Below are 20,670 nucleotides of genomic sequence, written 5' to 3' on the forward strand. Positions count from 1 at the left end.
TTTCTGTGTTGCCGGAGTTTTGCAGAAACAAAAGACGTATGTCCGCAACAAGCATAGCTGAAAAAAAGACAGGCTCGAAGATGGTCAGGGAAACCTTTCCCGTTCTGGAAATGACCTGTGCCGCCTGCGCCGTTAGCGTCGAATCGATGCTGAAATCAACAGAAGGCGTGAAGGATGCTGGTGTCAACTTTGCCAACCAGGATGCCTGGGTGGAATACAACCCGGCGCTTGCCACGCCTGAAACGCTGCAGCAAACAATCCGTTCCATCGGCTACGACCTGGTGATCGAAAAAGAAAATGCAACAGGGATCAAAGAAGCGGCTCAGCAGCAACACTATCGGGCGGTCAAACAACGAACTACCTGGTCGGGTATTCTTTCCTTACCCATTGTCATCATCGGCATGTTCTTCATGAACTGGCCCGCTGCCAATTACAGCATGATGGCGCTGGCTACTCCCGTTGTCTTTTATTTTGGCCGCAGTTATTTTATCAATGCCTGGAACCAGGCCCGCCACCGCAAGGCCAACATGGATACACTCGTAGCGCTCAGCACCGGCATTGCCTACCTGTTCAGTGTGTTCAACACGTTTTTCCCGGGTTTCTGGCACCAGCGTGGCCTGCACGCCCATGTCTATTTTGAAGCTGCGGCCGTGGTAATTGCCTTTATCTCGCTGGGCAAATTGCTGGAAGAAAAAGCAAAATCAAACACCTCTTCTGCCATTAAAAAACTGATGGGCCTTCAACCGAAAACCGTGACCCTGGTGTACCCGGGCGGGCACCAGGGGGAAATACCGATAGCAGCCGTCAAAACAGGCGATACCTTGCTGGTAAAACCCGGGGAAAAAATTCCCGTCGACGGTGCCCTCATCAGCGGCGCTTCTTTTGTGGATGAAAGCATGATCAGCGGCGAGCCGGTCCCGGTGGAAAAAACGAGCGGCAACAAAGTGTTTGCCGGAACCATCAACCAGAAAGGAAGCTTCCAGTTCCGTGCAGAAAAAGTGGGTGCCGAAACCCTGCTTTCGCAGATCATCAGGCTGGTACAGGAAGCGCAGGGAAGCAAGGCGCCGGTGCAAAAGCTGGTTGATAAAATTGCCGGCATCTTCGTGCCGGTGGTGATTGGCATTTCCATTCTCACGTTTATCGTGTGGATGCTTTCCGGTGCCGACAATGCCTTTACCCATGCCTTGTTAACGGCCGTCACCGTACTGGTGATTGCCTGTCCCTGTGCCCTGGGTCTTGCCACGCCAACGGCGATCATGGTCGGTGTGGGCAAGGGCGCCGAAAACAACATCCTGATCAAAGACGCCGAAAGCCTGGAACTGGCGCACAGGGTCAATGCCGTCATCCTCGATAAAACCGGTACCATCACGGAAGGAAAGCCAATCGTCAGTGATCTTGTCTTTGCTGATGGCGTTGCGGTAGCAGCACTGAAGGCTGTCCTGCTGGGTATCGAGCAGCAATCGGAGCATCCCCTGGCAGAAGCCGTTGTTGCGCACCTGAAGGCACAGGGTGTTGCACCGGCCGTCATCGAAAAAGTCGAAACTGTCACCGGCAAGGGCATCGCGGCCGTTTACAAGGGAAAGCAATACCTGGTTGGCAGTACGGCTTTGTTAACGGAAAAAGGGATCCGGGTAAACCCTTTACAGGCGGCGAACATGGAGGATTTGCAGCAGCAGGCGAAAACGGTCGTTGCGTTTGCGGAAGACGACAAGGTGGTGGCCATCATTGCCATAGCCGACATGATCAAAGCCACCTCCAAACAGGCGATCCAAAATTTGCAGCAGCAAGGCATCGACGTGTATATGCTTACCGGCGACAACCGGCAAACCGCTGCGGCCATTGCCAGGGAAGTGGGATTGCAACACTACAAAGCCGGCGTGTTGCCGGCCGGTAAAGCTGCCTTTGTGAAAGAACTGCAGGCAAACGGGAAAATCGTGGCCATGGTGGGCGACGGCATCAACGACAGCCATGCGCTGGCCCAGGCCGATGTCAGCATCGCGATGGGACGTGGAAGCGACATCGCCATCGACGTGGCCAAAATGACCCTGATCACTTCCGATCTCAACACGATTCCCAAGGCCCTGAAGCTGTCCCGCAGAACGGTGCAGGCCATTCGCCAGAACCTGTTCTGGGCTTTTATTTACAACGTCATTGGTATTCCGGTGGCAGCCGGTGTGTTGTACCCCTTCAACGGTTTCCTGCTCGACCCGATGATTGCCGGTGCGGCCATGGCCCTGAGTTCAGTCAGTGTTGTCAGCAACAGTCTTCGGCTGAAATTCACACGTCTTTTATAAAACCTGGCGTTTGGTTATACGAGGCCCGGCAATTGTGCCGGGCTTTTGTTTTTCGAAAATTCTATACATCAAACCCAGAATCCTATAACAATGCAGCGGCGGTGCCGTGCGAGCTTTGTGTTCTGTTGGTGCAGATGGCATTTCAGTGCTGAGGGACAGCAATAAAAAAATCAAACAAAGATGGAAGCAATGAAATTTAAAACAAACATTAAGTGCAGCGGTTGCATCGCAACGGTGACGCCGTTTTTGAACAAAACAGTGGGTGAAAATTCCTGGAACGTCGATGTGCAAAATCCGGATAAAGTTTTGGCGATTAACAGGCAGGATGTGCCGGAAGAAGAAGTGGTCAGGGCCGTGCAGGACGCCGGCTACAAGGCGGAAAAGATCGGGTAGAGCAAAGGCAACGAAAGTTGCCTTTTTTTATGGGTTTTGTTTTCCATTTCTGCTTCATCGTCGCCATTAAAATCTTATAACGCTGGCACGTAATAGTATAACAACAGCCGCTTTGCAGCAGGGTAGTTTTGTTGAACAAAAACGTAGAACATGAAAAAGAAGAACATCCTGCTTTCACTCATCGCAGTTTTCATATTGGCTCCTTTCTTTGGCTTCAGCCAGGCACAAGATGGTGCACTGTCTTCCCTGCTGACAAAGTATTTTGCAGTGAAGAATGCACTGGTTGCCGGTGATGCGGCTGGCGCCGGCAAGGCTGCTGCTGATTTTGTTTCCGCCGCAAAAGTTCTCGATCAAAAAAGCCTCACGGCAACTGAGCAAAAAGCCTACAACGCTGTCCAGGCAAAACTCCTGGCTGATGCCGGTGCCCTTGCGGGCACCAAAGACCTGGCCAGGCAGCGTACCACCTTTCAATCCTTTTCCGACAACATGATCGCCCTGAGCAAGGCAACAAAACCGGCAGCCCCGGTTTACGTGGCCTATTGCCCCATGAAAAAAGCGTCCTGGCTTTCCAATGAAAAGGTGATTAAAAATCCTTACTACGGCAGCACCATGCTGAGTTGCGGGCAGGTAACGGATACGATCAAATAGAGGAACCAACGCTTTGCTTAAAAACGAATAAGTAAACAAAACAAACCGATGAGAAAGATCTTCTTTTTGCTGCTGCTCACCGGAAGCATGGTGGGAAAGGCACAGCACCAAATGACGATGAACGGTCCGGCTGTGCGGGAGCCCTTCCGCACACAGGTGGGAGGCAGGGTGATTTACCATTTGTACGTGACCGATACCACGGTGAACTACACCGGCAAAAAAGCGCAGGCTGTAGCCATCAATGGCTCCATTCCTGCGCCGCAGTTGGACTTTACCGAAGGTGATACCGCCGAAATTCATGTGCACAATCGCATGCACATGGAAACCTCCATCCACTGGCATGGCCTCATCTTGCCAAACGAGCAGGATGGTGTTCCCTATCTGACAACCATGGCCATCCAGGCGCACAGTACCTTTGTGTACCGTTTCCCGGTTGTGCAAAACGGCACCTACTGGTATCACTCGCATTCGATGCTGCAGGAGCAATCCGGCATGTACGGGGCGTTGATCATTCATAAAAAAGAAGCCGCCAGGGAAAAAGAATTCACCGTGCTGCTAAGCGACTGGACCAACGAGAAACCCGAACAGGTGGAGCGTTCGCTGCACAACGCCACTGACTGGTACGCCATCAAAAAAGGCGCAACGCAGGATTACTGGCAGGCCATCAAAGAAGGAAAGCTGAAAACAAAACTGGGCAACGAGTGGAAGCGCATGCTGGCCATGGACGTCAGCGATGTGTATTACGACCTCTTTACCATCAACGGCAAGGCACAAGAACAGGTGCCACAGGTGAAAAGGGGAGAAAAGGTGCGGCTGCGGGTGATCAACGGGAGTTCGTCCACCTATTTCTGGCTGCGCTTTGCCGGTGGAAAAATTACGGTGATAGCCACGGATGGAAAGGACGTGGAACCCGTGGAAGTAGACCGCCTGATCGTAGGCGTTTCCGAAACCTATGACCTGGAACTAACGCTTCCCAGTGAGGGCCGTTATGAATTTATGGCAACCTCCGAAGACCGTACGAAAAGCACGTCGCTGTGGATGGGTGAAGGCGAAAAACATCACCTGCAACCCCTGCCCAGGCTCAAATATTTTGAAGGCATGAAGATGATGAACGACATGATGAACATGAACGGTACCATGAACGACATGGGCATGAACATGAGCCTCCAGCAAATGGACATGAACACGGTAATGTATCCCGAGATTGTCGACAGCAACCAAAGTCTTACGACCCTGAATTATGCCATGCTCAAAGCGCCGGGAAAAACCACGCTGCCCGAAGGACCGCTGCGGGTGATGCGCTTTGAACTCACCGGCAACATGAACCGCTACGTGTGGACCATCAACAACAAAACCGTTTCCGAAACCGATAAGATCCTGATCAAAAAAGGCGAAAACTTCCGCATCATCATTAACAACAATTCCATGATGCGCCATCCCATGCACCTGCACGGGCACTTCTTCCGGGTGCTGAACGGACAGGGTGAAAACGCTCCCTGGAAAACGGTGCTGGATGTGATGCCAATGGAAACCGACACCATCGAGTTCCATGCCTCCGAAAGCTACGGCGACTGGTATTTTCATTGCCATATCCTCTACCACATGATGGCCGGGATGTGCCGTATTTTCAGCTATGTGCCAACCGGTGAACAAACCACGCAATCGGCTTACAAACAGGACCTGCGTAAAGTGTACCACGACGACCGCCGCTTGTATCCCTATGCGGAAATCGGTCTCGAAAGCAACGGCAGCGATGGCGAGGTGCGGCTTGCCAATACAAGGTGGTCGATTCAAACAGAGTGGCGACTGGGCATGAACAAACAAAATGGTTATGAAAGCGAAACCCACATCGGTCGCTACCTTGGCCGCAACCAATGGCTTATGCCTTACGTTGGTTTCGACTGGCGGTACCGCAAGCATGCGCCGGGTGAGAAAGGTGAAGTAGAGAAAAACATATTCGGCCAAACAAATACAAAAGACGAACGAGGTGTGATCTGTTTTGGCGTGCAATACCTGCTACCGATGCTGGTAAAGGCGGATGCACGGGTTGACACCGATGGTAAACTGCGCCTGCAACTCGGCCGCGAAGACATGGCCCTGACCAGGCGCCTGCGGTTTAATTTCATGGTGAATTCAGACAGGGAATATTCCACCGGCTTTCACTACATCCTGACAAAATACATTTCGCTTTCCACGCACTACGACAGCGATATGGGCTGGGGCGGCGGGTTGAAGTTGACATACTAGCTTCCTTCGAGGAACCAGGGAACAAGCCATGAACGGGCATCTGAAAAAAGACAGGTTCCAATTCGACAACTTGCTGGAAACCGTACGGCAACAAAGCGTGAATGTTTTGCAATCGCTGCCCGAACGATCAACCACTTCTTCGAAACGGGTCGGCGAGGCGGCACTGCTGCAGGATACAGGCATGGGCGCTGAAGATGCCCTTCGGTTATTGCCATGCAGATGTGCATTCCAGGCTGGCTGAACCAGCCGGTGCCGGGAAACATATACCGCTATTCCGATGGTAAGGAACTGAATCCGGCGATCGCCGTCAACGAGTAGACTATTGCCTATTCCGTAAAAGGCGGCTGCGCCGTAATAGACCAGACCTGGAAAAAAGGGGATGTGATCAGCATTGAATTTCCCATGGAAGTGCGCCAGGTAGTGAGCCGGCCGGAGTCAAGCAAAACATTGGTCGCGTTGCCCTGCAATATGGCCCGTTGGTATATTGCGTGGAAGGAAAAGACAACGGCGACAATGCCTGGAATTTTGTGGTGCCGGAAAAAAAAGGCCTATGCAACCAGTTTTCAACCGGCCTTATTGAGAGGTGTCAACACGATCACCTTCGACGCCAACGTTGCACAGGTAGGTGCCGATGGAAAAACCATTTAAACAGGGTCAAAAAAAATGGCGGCCATTCCCTACTATTCCTGGAACAACCGGGGCGCTGGCGCCATGCAGGTCTGGCTGCCAACAGCCATTAAAACAGTGATAGTGAACTGACGGAAGGCATTCCTTTACGCAGAGGACCCTCGTTTCCTGCCTGTTTTTTCAAAAGCCTGTCTGTGCGCCAGTCCGCCGGACAGGCTTTTTTGCGGCCTGCCACAGGCCGCGGATTGGGCGGAAACAGCATCGCATCAATAGGGTGTAGGGTGGTAGCTTTTAAAAGCCGGTTACCGTCTTTCCGGATTTTTGCAGGTGACCTTGTGCACTGGATTTGCGGCGAGAATCTGGGGATAAAGAAAGACGATTCCATTAACGACAAACGACTGCCACGGTAACCTGTACACGAGGTTCTTTCACGAATGGTAAATGGCCATCCTCTTCCTTCGCTAAACGTCCACCCCGGAGCGCAACTGGAATTGAAAGGTTGTACCAAAGCCGCCAAGAAGTCAATCGCTGTGTAGATTCGTAAGCCTTTCCAAACCGATCTCCCCACTATAGGGTGAAGTAGCATCAGTTACGGATAGAAGGTGAAAAGAAAACGAAATAAGCACGGTGAAGTTGGTTTGAAGGATAGGCGCAAGCTCTGGATAGAAACGATCATTGCTACCCGAAAGTTTGCCGGCTCTGATTTTGAATCCGAATTCCTTTGTAAAAGCAATCAAGCACAAAAAGAGCAGCCGATTTCTATGGGCGTGCAAAATTTTGGTGACACGAATTTTTGGAAGATTTCGAATTTAAGAATAGTTTTAAGGAGCATTACATATCCTTCCTATCAATTTCCTTTTTGCCGTTCTCGAAACCAAAACTTAACCCTAACCCCTTTAAATTGTAACGACCATGCCTGCTGAAACAAAAAGTTTCTACCTCGGATCGATGCCAGGATTCTCTGCAGACAAAACCTGTAGCCTGATCTCCTGTAGCCCGTAGGATGTGTCTTTTAGTTGCACGCCTTCTTTCAACAACAAACAACAATCCATTACTTCACTGGCAATTGCCTTATTTGCCCGGTCATAAAAAAAACATTGGGCACGTCTGCCAAAACGATTCTCATCACCTTTAAATACATACTTGTCGTGAAAACCTTCCGCAACTTTTTTCTTTTTGCCGCTTCGCTGGCACTATTCTCATTTGTCGCAACCAGCACTTCACATGCACAAGCGCCGGTCATAACATCAATTTCGCCTGGCAGTGGACCAATTGGAACCCTGGTGGTGATCGCAGGTGCCGGATTTAATGCAAATCCAAACGGCAACGCGGTTTACTTTGGCACCGCAAGGGCAACTGTACTTTCGGCGACATCGTCAACGCTTACAGTGACGGTTCCTTCAGGAGCAACATATGAGCCTGTAACCGTGACAACACAAAATTTGACCGCTTTTTCTGCACAACCTTTTTCTGTTACAGCTGCAGCACCTTACAACGGAATCACGGATGCTTCGTTTTCAGGTACCACAAATTTTCCGGCTGGCATGTATCCTTATTTTGTCACAAGCGGTGATTTGGATGGAGACAATAAAATGGACTTGGTGGTACTGAGCATTAATGATAATACGATGTCCTTGTATAGAAATATAGGCAGTCCGGGATCGTTGGCCTTTGCACAGCCAGTCATTTATCCGGCAGGAGCAACGCCATTCCACGCGGCTTTAGGCGATATGGACGGGGATGGAAAATTAGACATTGTGATTGGTAGCTACGGGAATAGCCGGATAATCATTTACAAAAATGAGGGATCGCCGGGGATAATTGCCATGACCAATGCAAAAGATTTTGCCACCGGTCCTAACCCGCATGGCATTGTCATCGCTGACTTCGACGGTGACGGCAGAGCGGATATTGGAACAGCCAATCAAAACGGAAACACCGCATCCGTCTTTCGAAACCTCAGCACAACAGGCAATATCAACATTGCTTCTCAAAAAGATTTCCCGGTCGGATACTGGCCGCAACGGTTGTCAGCCGGCGATTATGACGGAGATGGGAAACCGGATCTGGCTGTACCCAACTACAACAGCGGTTTGCTCTCAGTTTTAAGAAATACGGGTTCACAGGGAATGGTTTCTTTCGCTTCTAAAATTGATTTTTCGGCTGGTGGTACACCATTTCACGCCAGCACAGGCGATCTTGATGGCGATGGTAAAGACGATATAGTAGTGTCCAATGTCGGGTCAAATAATATAAGAATCCTTAAAAACAACAGCACGGCTGGCAAAATTGATTTTTCTGAATACTACGATTTATATGCAGGGAATACCCCCGTATTTTCAACCTTGGGTGATTTAGACGGCGACGGCAAAATAGATATAATTGTCGCAAACTTTGGAGCCAACACGCTTTCTTTATTTCGGAACATTGGCAGTAAGGGGATCATAGCGTTCGACGCCAAAAGAGATTTCAAAACAGGCACCTCGCCAAGGGCTGCATCTATCGCAGACCTTACCGGCGATGGACAACCGGATATATCGTTCATTAGCAGCAATTCCAATACCTTATCTGTTCTTGCCAACAACATGAGAGAGGTTCCATTGATTCAGTCCTTCAATCCCGCAGCAGCGGAATCGAACACGCTGGTAACGATAAACGGAAGTGGATTGACAGGCACAACGGCAGTCTTTCTGGGAGGTGTCCCGGTGAAAAACTTTACAGCTTCCGCCATCTCAATCCAGGCAATTGTAGGAGACGGCGCTACGGGTGATGTTGTCGTCACCACGTCAAAAGGATCTGCTGTTGCCCCAGGGTTTACCTTCCTGAAATTTGGGCAACCCACGTTCCGCAACGACCAAACCATCGTGCTGGATGCCTCTTGTGGCATGAACGATGGCAATATCAGCATCATTCCCCTCACGGGTACAGCGCCGTTTCTATACTCTATCAATGGAGGAGCAGATTATGTAGAAGGTCCCGCAATCGGCTACACGTTTACGGGCCTCTCTGCCGGCATCTATCAGCTTCGGTTGAAAGATGCAAGTGGGACTGAATCGGTGTTGGTATCGCGGGAAATAAAAAAGGTGTTTGGGCAACCCACGTTCCGCAACGACCAAACCATCGTGCTGGATGCCTCTTGTGGCATGAACGATGGCAATATCAGTATCATTCCCACCTGTGGCACACCTCCCTTTCTGTACTCCATCAATGCCGGCTTGTCCTATGTCTCAGGCCCGGATGCAGGCTTCACATTTCAGAGCCTTGCGCCTGGCCGGTATCAACTGCGTTTGAAAGATGCCATGGGCAACGAATCGGCCATCGTTGAAAGAGAAATAAGAGCGGATGTGTATGGCAATTGTGACAAAGAAGCTTTGACGTTCAGTACAGCCTTCCAGACTTCTCCAAATAGTAAAGCTGTCGAACTGGTTGTCTTTCCCAACCCGAGCCACGGCAAGTTCCGCCTACAGTTGAACCGTTTTGCTTCTCCGGAAGCACGTGTGCAGGTACTAGATAGCCATGGCGCCTTATTGCAAAACAGGATCGTAAATGCTACCGAAACAAACGGAGTAGAGATAGACCTAACAAGAAAAGCAAAAGGGCTTTACATCATTAGAGTAAGTAGTGAAAAAGGCGTCAAGGTGGCCAAAGTGCTCGTGCAGTAACAGGTTCCCCGTTGCAACATCCCAAAGACCTCTCAGCAAGGGGAGGTCTTCTTTTTTGCCTGTGCCGCTATACAAATCTTTGGTTAAACACCTGTGTTCATTTCTTTTCTTCCCCTCTGCAGGGCATTTAAGAGATGATCTCTTTCTCTGCCTTTAGAAGAAAACACTTTTCAATTCATAGAATGCCTGTTTCATTTCGGTTATCAGGATTTGCCATTAGAACAACGCCTTGCTGGAATGGCATTTTCCGGTTGTCGGTTGCGCATGACAAATTCAGATTAAAACTGCATGACGCTTCATCTTCAAAACTGCCAGCTATCTGGTGCTGCGCTCGGAAAACTGGAAACAGCCTGCAAAATGCTTGGTAAGCAAGGCAGAAACCCAAACCTTCCTGCCGTCCACCCAGGCTTCGCAGCTGGCCCTTACCAGGCCTTTGTGGCGGGATCCGCGGAAGGATCATTTTGTTCGCGCAGGACTCGGTAACTTTGTGTTGGTAACAACCTTCCCTTTCGAAAGAGCGACCTTTTGATCTCCTTTTTTCCGGTGCCCGACCCGATCCGGAACAGTATAAAAGCACAGCACAGACCGCCCGATGTTCTGCACCAATGGATGAACACCATCCGGTTATGCTCATTTTATCACGAAAAATCACCGCTTATGTCTGCAACAAATGAACCCCTGCAAAAAGAAAACAGCGCTGCTGTAAAGGAAGTCCTTGCCGCCAACGCCTCTTATGCCGCTTCCTTTGGCGTGAAGGGGACCCTGGCTTTACCGCCAGCCCGCCGCTTTGCCATTTTAACCTGCATGGATGCACGGCTCGACCCCGCGAAATTTGCCGGCCTCTCCGAGGGCGATGCCCACGTGGTTCGCAACGCCGGCGGAAGGGCCAGCGACGATGCGATCCGCTCCCTGGTCATTTCTCATAAACTTCTGGGAACAAGGGAATGGTTTGTGATCCATCACACCGACTGCGGGATGCAGCTGTTTACCGACGACATCATGCGCAACCTCCTGTCCCGGAGTTTGAAAACAGCCCAAATTGATGAAAACGGGTGGCGCAATACCGAAGAAACCGGCGGCTCGCAGGAGGCAAGGTTCATCGCCTTTCTGCCTTTTGCCAGTCTCGAAGAAAGTGTAGTGGAGGATGTCCTGCGCATCCGCAACCATCCCCTGGTATCGCCGGAAATCCCTGTATACGGCTATATCTATGATGTCAAAACCGGAAGGTTGCAGGAAGTGGCCAGGGCAACCGAAGCCGGAAAAGCCCGCATCGGGCAGGCAGTAACTGTTGCGGAAAGCAGTGTAGCATCCTAGCCTTTGCTCCGGGCAATCATCCACGGTTCCAAACGGGGGGCGACGGAGGATTCGCCGGCCCGGATGCCCGCCGCCGGCGGTTGAAAAGCAGTTGAAACCACCGTCCGGATTCACCTGCCGGCGCCTTGCATCGCCACCGGTAAAAGGAGAAATACAGGGCAAAGAGGGAGAGTTCACCGGGTTTGGCAGACAATGACGAATGGGATAAACAGGCCTGACCATGAAACGTCTTGTTCATAAGCTGTGGGTACTCTTTTTACTGGCAGGGTCTTTCGTTGCCGGGGCGCAGCAACAGGCAGGTGCGTCGCTGCAACAACAGTTCCGCGTGAAGAATCCTTCTCCGAAAGAAAGCCTGTATTTTGAACACATCGGTATCGAAGAAGGGCTTACGAATACAGGCATAACAGCCATCCTGCAGGACAGGAAAGGATTCCTCTGGTTGGGAACCCTGGACGGATTATACAGGTACGACGGCTATACCTTCAGGAAATACCAGTTGGATCCCTTTGACCCCAACTCGCTTTCCCAGAATTTCATCTATACGCTTTGGGAAGATCAATACGGCGCTATCTGGATGGCATCGTATGAAGGCTTGTGCCGGTTCGACCGCCAAACGGAAAAATTTACCCGCTATAAACCCTTACCCGGTGCCAAATTCTCGGATCCGAATATTTCAGCGATCAATGAAGACAGCAATGGGATGATGTGGGTCGGCAACCACTCCGGGGGCCTCTGCCGGTTCAACCGCGAAACCGGGCAGTTTCTGAACGAACGTTTCGATCTGAACTATCACAAAATTTATGGGGGCAAGGCCGACCTTCACGACGATATTGCCTGCATTTACAAAGACCGGGCTGGCACCTTGTGGGTAGGCAATCGTTCTGGTTTACACAGGGTCGATGTAACCAGGGCTAAACCGGGACAACTTGCTCAGGTTCGCATAACCCATTACCAGAACGATCCGGGTAATCCATCTGGTTTGAGCAGCAATTATGTGGTGTCCGTGCTCGAAGACAAGGCAGGTGTTTTATGGGTGGCGACCGACAATGGTCTCAACAGCCTGGATAGAAAAACAGGGAGTTTCAGGCGCTTCTTTCACGACCCGAAAAATAAATACGCCATCAGCAGCAGCAATATGGTCTCATGGATAGGGACCAAATTGAAAGAAGACCGGGAAGGAAATTTATGGATCTGTACCACGAATGGCCTGAATAGCCTCAACAAAGAACGAACGGTATTTACGGCCTATTGGCACGATCCGGATAACCCGAACAGTCTGAGTGCTAACCGCTTTTCTGCGCTGGAGATCGACCAGTCCAACACGCTTTGGGTCGGTACATTTTCCGGAAAGTTGAACAAGGCAAACCTGAACAACAAGGCGTTTCACCTCGTCCGGCACCAGCCAAAAAATAAGCAATCGTTAAGCAACGACCAGGTTACTGCCATAACGGAAGACGCAGCAGGCAATCTGTGGATTGGCACGTTTGGAGGAGGAGTGAACGGTTGGGATAAAAAGAACAGGCAATGGAAGCAGTTTAAACATGATCCGGCTCGTCCGAACTCGCTCCGGTACAACGAGGTCCATGCAGTTTTGGAAGACCGGCATGGACACCTTTGGGTAGCGAATGGAGAAATGCTTTCCCGGCTGGATAGGCAGACGGGCGAATGCACACACTACAACACCAATGCGGCCAACTTCCAGGATGAAGACCACAAAACGGTTTTCTCGATGACGGAAGACCGGCAGGGATTACTTTGGCTCGGAACGGGAAATGGAGTAAAAAGCTTTGATGAAAAAACCGGGCGGTTTGTGCATTATTATTACGATCGGGCCGACACGACAGGGATTGTCGACTTCACGGTTCTCTCCGTTTTTGCCGATTCCCGGAACAACATCTGGATAGGGCACGGAAGCGTCGGTACCGATAAACTGGACAGGCAAACCGGGCGGTTTGTCCATTACAGGAACAATCCATCCGACTCCACAAGCATCAGTTCCAATATCATTAATTGTTTCTTCGAAGATGCCGGTGGCAGGATCTGGATGGGAACATCGGCCGGGGGCTTGTGCTGCTTTGATGCCGGAAAGCAAACCTTTTCAACCTACACGACAAAACAGGGGCTGCCGGGCAATACCATTTATTCCATTGTCGAAGACCAGCAGAAGAAATTGTGGTTGGGAACAATAAACGGGTTATCCTGTTTTGATCCGGTAACGAAAACCTTTACCAATTACGATTACAAAGATGGCTTGCAGGGGAATGCTTTTGCGGCGGGGTATAGAGACAGGGGCGCAGGCTGGAAAGGGAAAGACGGCACCTTGTATTTCGGGGGAACGAACGGATTTAATTTTTTCAATCCTGCTGATGTGAAGGCCAATAGCCCAATCGCACCCGTTGTCATCACGCAGTTTAAACTGTTCGACAAACCAGTTGAGGGTGCCGATGAAACCAGGGAAATGGTGTTGAACCATAACCAGAATTATTTCTCTCTCGAATTCTCCTCGTTAAGCTTTTACAATCCGGCGAAAAACCAATATGCCTATCGGCTGGAAGGTGTCGACAAAGATTGGGTCTACAGCGGTTCGAGGCACTATGTCAGTTACACCAATCTTGACCCGGGTATCTATACGTTTCGGGTAAAGGGCACAAACAGTGATGGCGTATGGAATGAACAGGGAACCTACATGACGATTATCATCAAACCGCCGTGGTGGCGTACCCGCTGGGCATACGCATTTTATGGCTTGTGTTTGATCGCCGGTGTGTTTGCTGTGGACCGTTTCCAACGCCGGCGCCTGGCCGCCAAAGAACGGGAGAGGGCGAGGGAGCGGGAGTTGGCGCATGCAAGGGAAATTGAAAAAACCTATACCGAATTGAAACGAACACAAACGCAGTTAATACAGGCAGAAAAGATGGCTTCCCTGGGCGAGCTCACTGCCGGCATAGCGCACGAGATACAGAACCCGCTCAACTTCGTCAACAACTTCTCAGCAGTGAACAAAGAACTGGCTGCAGAAATGCAACAGGAACTCGACAGGGGAAACACGGAGGAGGCAAGGGCCATCGCCCGGGACATTGCAGCAAACGAAGAAAAAATTGGCGATCACGGCAGCCGCGCCGGCGCCATTGTCAAAAGCATGTTGCAGCACAGTCGCAAAAGCTCCGGGCAAAAAGAGCCCGCCGACATCAATGCAATGGTGGATGAATGGCTCCGCCTGAGTTATCACGGCATGCGGGCAAAGGACAAAGCGTTTTACGCTGTTACCAAAACCCACTACGATTCTTCTGTCGGAAAAGTGGACGTGCAGCCGCAGGACATGGGACGGGTATTTCTCAATCTTTACAACAATGCCTTTTATGCCGTGCAGGAAAAGAAAAAACAGTTGAATGACTCCTTTGAACCCGTCGTCGAGGTCAGCACAAAGAAAGAAGGCAATCAGATCCTCATCACGGTGAAAGACAACGGCACCGGCATGTCTCCCAAAGTCGTCGATAAAGTGTTTCAGCCGTTCTTTACAACCAGGCCTGCCGGTGAGGGCACGGGCCTGGGTTTGTCACTGAGTTATGATGTCGTCACCAAAGGACATGGCGGTGAGTTGAAAGTGGAGAGCCGGGAAGGCACAGGCACCGAATTTATTGTTTCCATCCCTGCCTGATACCGTTTTTGGTTTGATGACTGGACTTGCCTGCGGAGCAAAGCTTTGTCAGACCTGCGTTTCCCTGGTTGCCGATGGTAAATTGGTCGTAGTGGCAGTTTCTAAAAAAGAAAAGCCCCAAGTAAAATACTTGGGGGCTGGGTCGGGATGACTGGATTCGAACCAGCGGCCTCTTCGTCCCGAACGAAGCGCGCTACCGGGCTGCGCTACATCCCGTAATGCGTGGTAAAGATATTCACCACAAGCGAAAAATAAAACAGGCCTTATACAATAAGACCTGTCTTTGTCGGGTGGACTGGATTCGAACCAGCGACCCCTTGCACCCCATGGAAGAGAGTAATACCCTTGCAAATGTGTGCAAATGCATGATTTACAAAGCTTTTGTATGAAATGCTATTTTTAATACTGTTTACTTTTTAGAAATCTGACCCAAACCTGACCCAATTGGTTAATAAATGATTTTCCTATTTCAAAAGTTACCTAAAAAGACAGACTTATGCTATTAAAAAATTAGTGCATCAATATTCCTTCCACATGGAAGAAATACCCTTTTAGATGCCATTTCTAGCAGGTCTGTTCTTTTTCAACTCTTATATGCAGTTACTTTTTATTTTTTTACAGAGGCAACCAGCGCCTTTATCTAAACTGCGATTTTCAAAGGCACGGGCTACCCCAATTTGCTACGCAAAGCATCCGGGTGCTGACGTTGAGGTGGGGGGTGCTTTTGCACATCTGTAAAAATTGGGGCAGAAATATATCAATGATGTTAATCAAATATGTTATAAAATGTTATTTATAATTATTCCAATACAGCAGAGATTTCATCTGTACAACCAATTCTTTCAGCCATAATAAATACCTGAGTTAGAACAGCTGCGTATGCTTCTTCTAATGTTATTCTGCCAGCTTTAATCTTGAGACACATAATCTTGTTCTGCAAAGGCCATCCATATTCATTTATTCTTTGCATAATCTCTTCCCGGATAAAATGACTATGGGCTAATAACAATTCTTTGCTGTGTTGTTTGTAGGGTGATCTCTCAACCTGAAGCATTAATGACATTCCATTTGTAAATGCGTTTTCAAATGCTTTTCCTAGCTTGATGTATTCCGCTGAAGATTTGAATATTCCAAACATTTTTAAAGTTTTGGTTTAGGGAATTAAGATATAATGAATTCTCTATTGCTGCAAGTCTGTAGTATTCTTCACTTTGATAATGAAAGTATTTTGAACTTAATGAAATGGAAACTGACATTAAAACATTATGGCTTTTGGACGGGAATACAACATTTTAAGAAAGTCTGATGTTATGTCCATACGATAATCGAATGAAATCAAGAAAATAGTTTACATTGATATCACTTTAATTTTATGACATATATAATTTTCACTCTTCTTCGCCTTGCTACCAAAGCTGATTTACCGACTGATATAGTGCTGTTTGTATTGTTCTTGATTATTGTGTTTATCGTGAAATACAATCAGAACGATGATAATGATAAGCCACCGAAGAAAATATATATTGAGTGAAAGGCTTTTTATTAGTTATAGATATTCTACTATTTATTTGACTTCTAAATTCTCTTGCAGGAGGCCTATTCTAAATGGATAGGCTTTTATTTTTTGTGCATTACAAACTTTTTGATTTCGCTATTTGGAATGATAGTAGCTGATCTAAGTGTATCGTTATACATGATAGAATAGTTATCGGTTTTCCCGATGAAGTAAAAGTGTGGAGTAGATACAAGGGAATCTTTATTGGTGATGATAGTGGTGCCAACGTATCTACCACTTTGAACATAATACGCATCAATAGCAGAGTATAAAGCGATTAATAATGCAGCTATACATGCTGAAGAAACAAGCTTCAAAAGATGGCTATTTCTCTTTAAACCAGTTTGTTTTTCAATCCAAACTTGAATTATAATAAGCGAAGTTATAATTGCCGAAAAAATCAATAATCCTAAAGAAGCAATTGTTAGTAGATAATTATTAGAAATGTAATAAATAAGTAAGGCCGGCAAAAAACAAAAAGGCAAAATCGTAACTATGAATTCGTCGAAACTGTCTCGTTTTTCTAATGTAGCGGAGTTTGCTGCTTTTGGAAAAGTCTTTTTTGTAGCAAAACCATATAACTCAAATTCAGAAAGGGAATCATTAGTCAGAAATGTTATAGTTAGGTAGATGGTTGTAATAATAGCGTACAAAATAATTTCATCTGCAAATAGCAATAAAGACTCCCCCGCTGAAATAAAATATTTGATTGGAAGGCTAAAATATCCATAGTAAACACTATATCTTATTATCCCCAAAACAACTAACAATGCAGAGTAATAGGGTATCATACGTTTAAGTAGATTGAGCATAGTTTTGGCTTAACATTTTGAAGTGAGAAATAGAAAGAGTTTGAACTTATTCTTGCTCCCTAAATGTTTTGTAGTTCATAACCTTTTGCTTTGCTTCTAAGCTATTTAATTCTTGTAGCGTTGTATTAGTAAAATAAATTGTGACGGCAGCAATGCATCCGTCATAATTATCCATATTTCCTTTTCCAGAGTTGTAATGACTTTCATACATACTACAATCAACACTTAAATACCTACTATCATTTATTCCACCCGTTACAACCCAAACACTTGTTCCCAAATGCTTTGATTTTATCTTCTTATATCCAGGTGTATCTTCAGGAGTATTTGTGATACATTCTTTTTCTACATATGATATAGCATTTTGGGCATTCAAGGAGTTATATTCTTTCATACTTACCATACTACGGTCAGATTTCAAATCAGATAACAATTGTTTAAGCAATCTTTCGAATTCATTTTTTTGATTTGCTTTGAACTTAAATTCGATGCTGATACTTGAAAGCTTCTCTTTTACGAATTGGAATTCATAATCTGCTTCACCATAAATATCAAATGGCGTTCTTGCATATTCGATATGGTAAGCTCCCAAAAAATCAGCTTGCAAAACAGTTGCTTCACCTTTGAACATAGATTTTATTTGTTTTGCGTCCTTAAAAGATATGCCTAAAGGGAAGCTATCTAAATCAGCCATTTTCAGTTGTGCTTGTACAATTGCAGAAGCAGAAATGACAAACACTGTTAGAAGAATTCGTCTCATAAGAAGTAGCTTTAGTTTTAATTGATAGTCCTAATATACCTGTTTTATTATACCCATGCATACTGTATGGGCTTTCTTACTATTTCTTGTTTCTACCGGTCAGTATTTTGAAAGTGATAATAACTATTATCACTGTGAAAACGAACCCAGTTAAGCCAACAATGTCCTTTCCAACAATTCCACCAATGAGCATTGATTAAGACAATAGCCAAGCAATAAAAACAGCAACTTATCAGAACTATCCTCAATTAATGTCGATGTTCATTTGGTCAAAATACGGCTTCAAATGGTCAGTGTTCTTGAACGAGCACAGCCCACTTAGTAAGTCCTAACTCAATTTCTACTTTTTTTCAACGCAGAAATCATTTAAATGATTCCTCATGGAAGGAGATATTATTTTTGGCATCGTGCATTAAGTTTTTTCAGGTACATTAGTTTAGTTAAGTCTTAGCATCGAAATACACTAAACGCGTGAAAAAATATTTTAAGAAATGATGTTGATAAGTTGTGAATATCAGCTACTTACCCTATCTTTAGGCGTTCTTTGAACTTCAGCTATGACTTATTCAATAATGTCAGTTTTGATAACGCTTAAGATGTACTGAAGGATTTAAAGGCAATGGCTGTAGGCCATGTCAGAATAATATCATTAGCCCTGTTTTGGAGGCGGAAACGCCAAGGGCTGCAGGATTTCTAATGATGTTCCCCAATAATTTACTGTGGGTTTTGCTGAAGCTTATGTAAGACATAAGCCTAAATGTTTATGACCTAAAAACCCCGAGAATAAAACTAAAGTATCTAAGGGGTTAAACATTTTCTCCTAAGTGGAAAAGTTTGACCCTATGAGGAATAGTAAAGGCCAGTAATCAATCAAGGAGTCTGATAAAAACTACACGGATTTTCTCTCATCTAGGGTAGGTTGAAAACCTACCTTAGCCCTGGCATGTAAAAAAGTGAATGAATACTTTGAACTGGTTATACTTTAATAGTGTTTTGGGGAAATTGCATCTACTCTACAAGGGTTTTCTATAAGCTAGCCTTTGATTTAAATGGGAAAAACAAAAAAGCAGCAGCTATTTCTAACTACTGCTTTTGAGTTGCTTCAAGCTTCAACTTCTAGTTAAATTTGACAACTACAAATAACAAGTCAAACATACATAGAATTTGCTTTTCAATTCTCAAAAAGTTAGGTACAAAATTTTTTTCTATCCCTAAAATAGCCATTTAGCCCAGCCTGCTTATAATAGGCAATGATGTCGCAGGCTTTGTTACGCTAACATAGTTTCTCATTGTTGTTTCCACTGTACTATGGCCCATCAAGTAAGCAACCTCTGTCAGTACCATACCCTGTTGAACAGCCCTAGTGCCAAATGAATGCCTTGCAGCATATAAATCCCTATCACCTAATCCCAGTTTTTCCATTACAGGCTTTAAAACACGTCTTTTAAGCATTTTGTCATCAATGGTTAACCCCTTAGGTGAAACGAAGACAAAATCTTCAGATTTTTTGTTTTCTAATAATGGTTCCAGTAATATTGAAAGCTCTGTCGAAAGTGGTAAGTACCTGACATTCTGCATTTTAGTGCCTTTTTCTATCCTAGATGCATGATTAGTGCCTTTAATAGTGCGGGCAAAGGTTTCAGATATTTCTATCTGACTAGATTCAAAATCAATATGTTTAACCTTTAAGCCTATTGCTTCAGCATTTCTCACGCCTGTATGGAAGATAAATGCAAGGAAAGGATAGTAGTGGGAATGTTTGAATCTGCTGGAAGTGGGACAATGAGTATCATTTTTAATTGCATCTAAAAAGGAAACTATTTCATTTTCCTGTAATGGGTTCCTTCTAGAGCATTTGATTTTTCTTTTCTCCCGCTTTTTACATACATCTTTAAGGGGGTTTCGTTCAATGATACCAGAATCAACAAGCCAAGTGAGGAAGGTGTTTAGATAAGATAGCCGTCTGTTATAAGTAGTAACAGCCCAGATTTCACTATTTAATCTTTCGGCAATGGAATAGATAGGAACTTGAATTCTCTTTTCTAGCCATTTCCTGATATATAAATAGTCTATAGAGTTATCAATGTCTACATTCCTGAAATGCTTAGCCCATTCATTGAACTTAGCAGCTAAATCATTGAGAAATAATAATTTTTCCTGCTTGGTGGCTTCTGAGAGGTCTTTTTTGGCTTTAATTGGCTTAGTTGTAGGCAAGTAGCCATACTTTTCTAAAGAAGTATCGAAACTTCTCCGAAGTATGTCTAGTTTGATTTCTGCAACCTTGACATTAGCAAAATGGAGATTTTCAGGATTAAAGTAATATGGGAGGTTTAAAGAATATCTTTCTCCCGCATACCTCCACCTGAGCCTAATTCTTCCTTCGCAATTAGTAATACTGATTTCTCCCTTAGGAGTTTTTAATTTCTGACCCATTTGTGACCCAAACTGGTTTGTATCAGGTCAGTTGAGAGTGAGATTTCTTTAAGATAAGGCAATAAAAAAGCCTTCAGTATCAACTGAAAGCCTTTTTTTGTCGGGTGGACTGGATTCGAACCAGCGACCCCTTGCACCCCATACAAGTGCGCTACCGGGCTGCGCCACCACCCGAAAATTTCGGTCATTAAGCTCGCCAGCAGGGTACTTGCAAAGCAGGCACGCCTGTACTGTCAAACGGGGGCTGCAAATGTAAGGATCATTCCA

General features: G+C 46.5%; 12 protein-coding genes and 2 tRNA genes. 8 read left to right on the forward strand and 6 right to left on the reverse strand.

What is annotated here, in order from left to right:
- Nucleotides 1-38 precede the first annotated feature (38 nt).
- The 8 genes from D6024_RS22320 to D6024_RS22370 all read left to right on the forward strand — a co-directional run bounded on the left by D6024_RS22320 (nucleotide 39) and on the right by D6024_RS22370 (nucleotide 14,843).
- Entirely contained in the window at nucleotides 39-2,294 is a 2,256-nt protein-coding gene (locus D6024_RS22320) for a heavy metal translocating P-type ATPase (RefSeq protein WP_121357043.1), read from the forward strand.
- Between the two features lie 180 nt (nucleotides 2,295-2,474).
- Nucleotides 2,475-2,687: a heavy-metal-associated domain-containing protein gene (locus D6024_RS22325; protein ID WP_121357044.1), complete on the forward strand. Its 213-nt coding sequence runs from the start codon at nucleotides 2,475-2,477 to the stop codon at nucleotides 2,685-2,687.
- Between the two features lie 150 nt (nucleotides 2,688-2,837).
- Nucleotides 2,838-3,335, forward strand: a complete 498-nt coding sequence (locus D6024_RS22330) for a DUF3347 domain-containing protein (RefSeq protein WP_121357045.1) — start codon at nucleotides 2,838-2,840, stop codon at nucleotides 3,333-3,335.
- A 48-nt stretch (nucleotides 3,336-3,383) separates the two neighbouring features.
- Nucleotides 3,384-5,582, forward strand: a complete 2,199-nt coding sequence (locus D6024_RS22335) for a multicopper oxidase family protein (protein WP_240410124.1) — start codon at nucleotides 3,384-3,386, stop codon at nucleotides 5,580-5,582.
- Between the two features lie 663 nt (nucleotides 5,583-6,245).
- Nucleotides 6,246-6,341 (forward strand): hypothetical protein, encoded by a 96-nt coding sequence (locus D6024_RS27645; RefSeq protein WP_394338474.1) that lies wholly within the window; start codon nucleotides 6,246-6,248, stop codon nucleotides 6,339-6,341.
- 1,016 nt (nucleotides 6,342-7,357) lie between these two features.
- The gene (locus D6024_RS22355) at nucleotides 7,358-9,871 is read left to right on the forward strand and encodes an FG-GAP-like repeat-containing protein (RefSeq protein WP_162944944.1); all 2,514 of its coding nucleotides are present in this window, start codon (nucleotides 7,358-7,360) and stop codon (nucleotides 9,869-9,871) included.
- Nucleotides 9,872-10,528: 657 nt separating this feature from the next.
- Complete coding sequence (locus D6024_RS22365) at nucleotides 10,529-11,185, forward strand: beta-class carbonic anhydrase (protein ID WP_121357101.1); 657 nt, start codon at nucleotides 10,529-10,531, stop codon at nucleotides 11,183-11,185.
- 220 nt (nucleotides 11,186-11,405) lie between these two features.
- A complete protein-coding gene (locus D6024_RS22370) occupies nucleotides 11,406-14,843 on the forward strand; it encodes a sensor histidine kinase (protein WP_121357051.1) in 3,438 nt (1,145 codons plus the stop codon).
- 142 nt (nucleotides 14,844-14,985) lie between these two features.
- On the opposite strand, the gene D6024_RS22375 is transcribed toward D6024_RS22370, so the two are convergent.
- From D6024_RS22375 to D6024_RS22400, 6 genes are all read right to left on the reverse strand, one after another.
- Nucleotides 14,986-15,059, reverse strand: a tRNA-Pro gene (locus D6024_RS22375).
- Between the two features lie 583 nt (nucleotides 15,060-15,642).
- Nucleotides 15,643-15,981 (reverse strand): hypothetical protein, encoded by a 339-nt coding sequence (locus D6024_RS22380; protein WP_121357052.1) that lies wholly within the window; start codon nucleotides 15,979-15,981, stop codon nucleotides 15,643-15,645.
- Between the two features lie 479 nt (nucleotides 15,982-16,460).
- Nucleotides 16,461-17,189 carry a hypothetical protein gene (locus D6024_RS22385; RefSeq protein WP_162944945.1) on the reverse strand — a complete coding sequence of 243 codons (729 nt, stop codon included), beginning with the start codon at nucleotides 17,187-17,189 and terminating at the stop codon, nucleotides 16,461-16,463.
- 67 nt (nucleotides 17,190-17,256) lie between these two features.
- A complete protein-coding gene (locus tag D6024_RS22390; RefSeq protein WP_121357054.1) occupies nucleotides 17,257-17,970 on the reverse strand; it encodes a hypothetical protein in 714 nt (237 codons plus the stop codon).
- 1,224 nt (nucleotides 17,971-19,194) lie between these two features.
- Entirely contained in the window at nucleotides 19,195-20,403 is a 1,209-nt protein-coding gene (locus tag D6024_RS22395) for a site-specific integrase (protein ID WP_121357055.1), read from the reverse strand.
- A 100-nt stretch (nucleotides 20,404-20,503) separates the two neighbouring features.
- Nucleotides 20,504-20,577 (reverse strand) — tRNA-Pro (locus D6024_RS22400).
- Nucleotides 20,578-20,670 lie beyond the last annotated feature (93 nt).

This window comes from Flavisolibacter nicotianae (assembly GCF_003628535.1).
GTDB classification, from domain to species: domain Bacteria; phylum Bacteroidota; class Bacteroidia; order Chitinophagales; family Chitinophagaceae; genus Flavisolibacter; species Flavisolibacter nicotianae.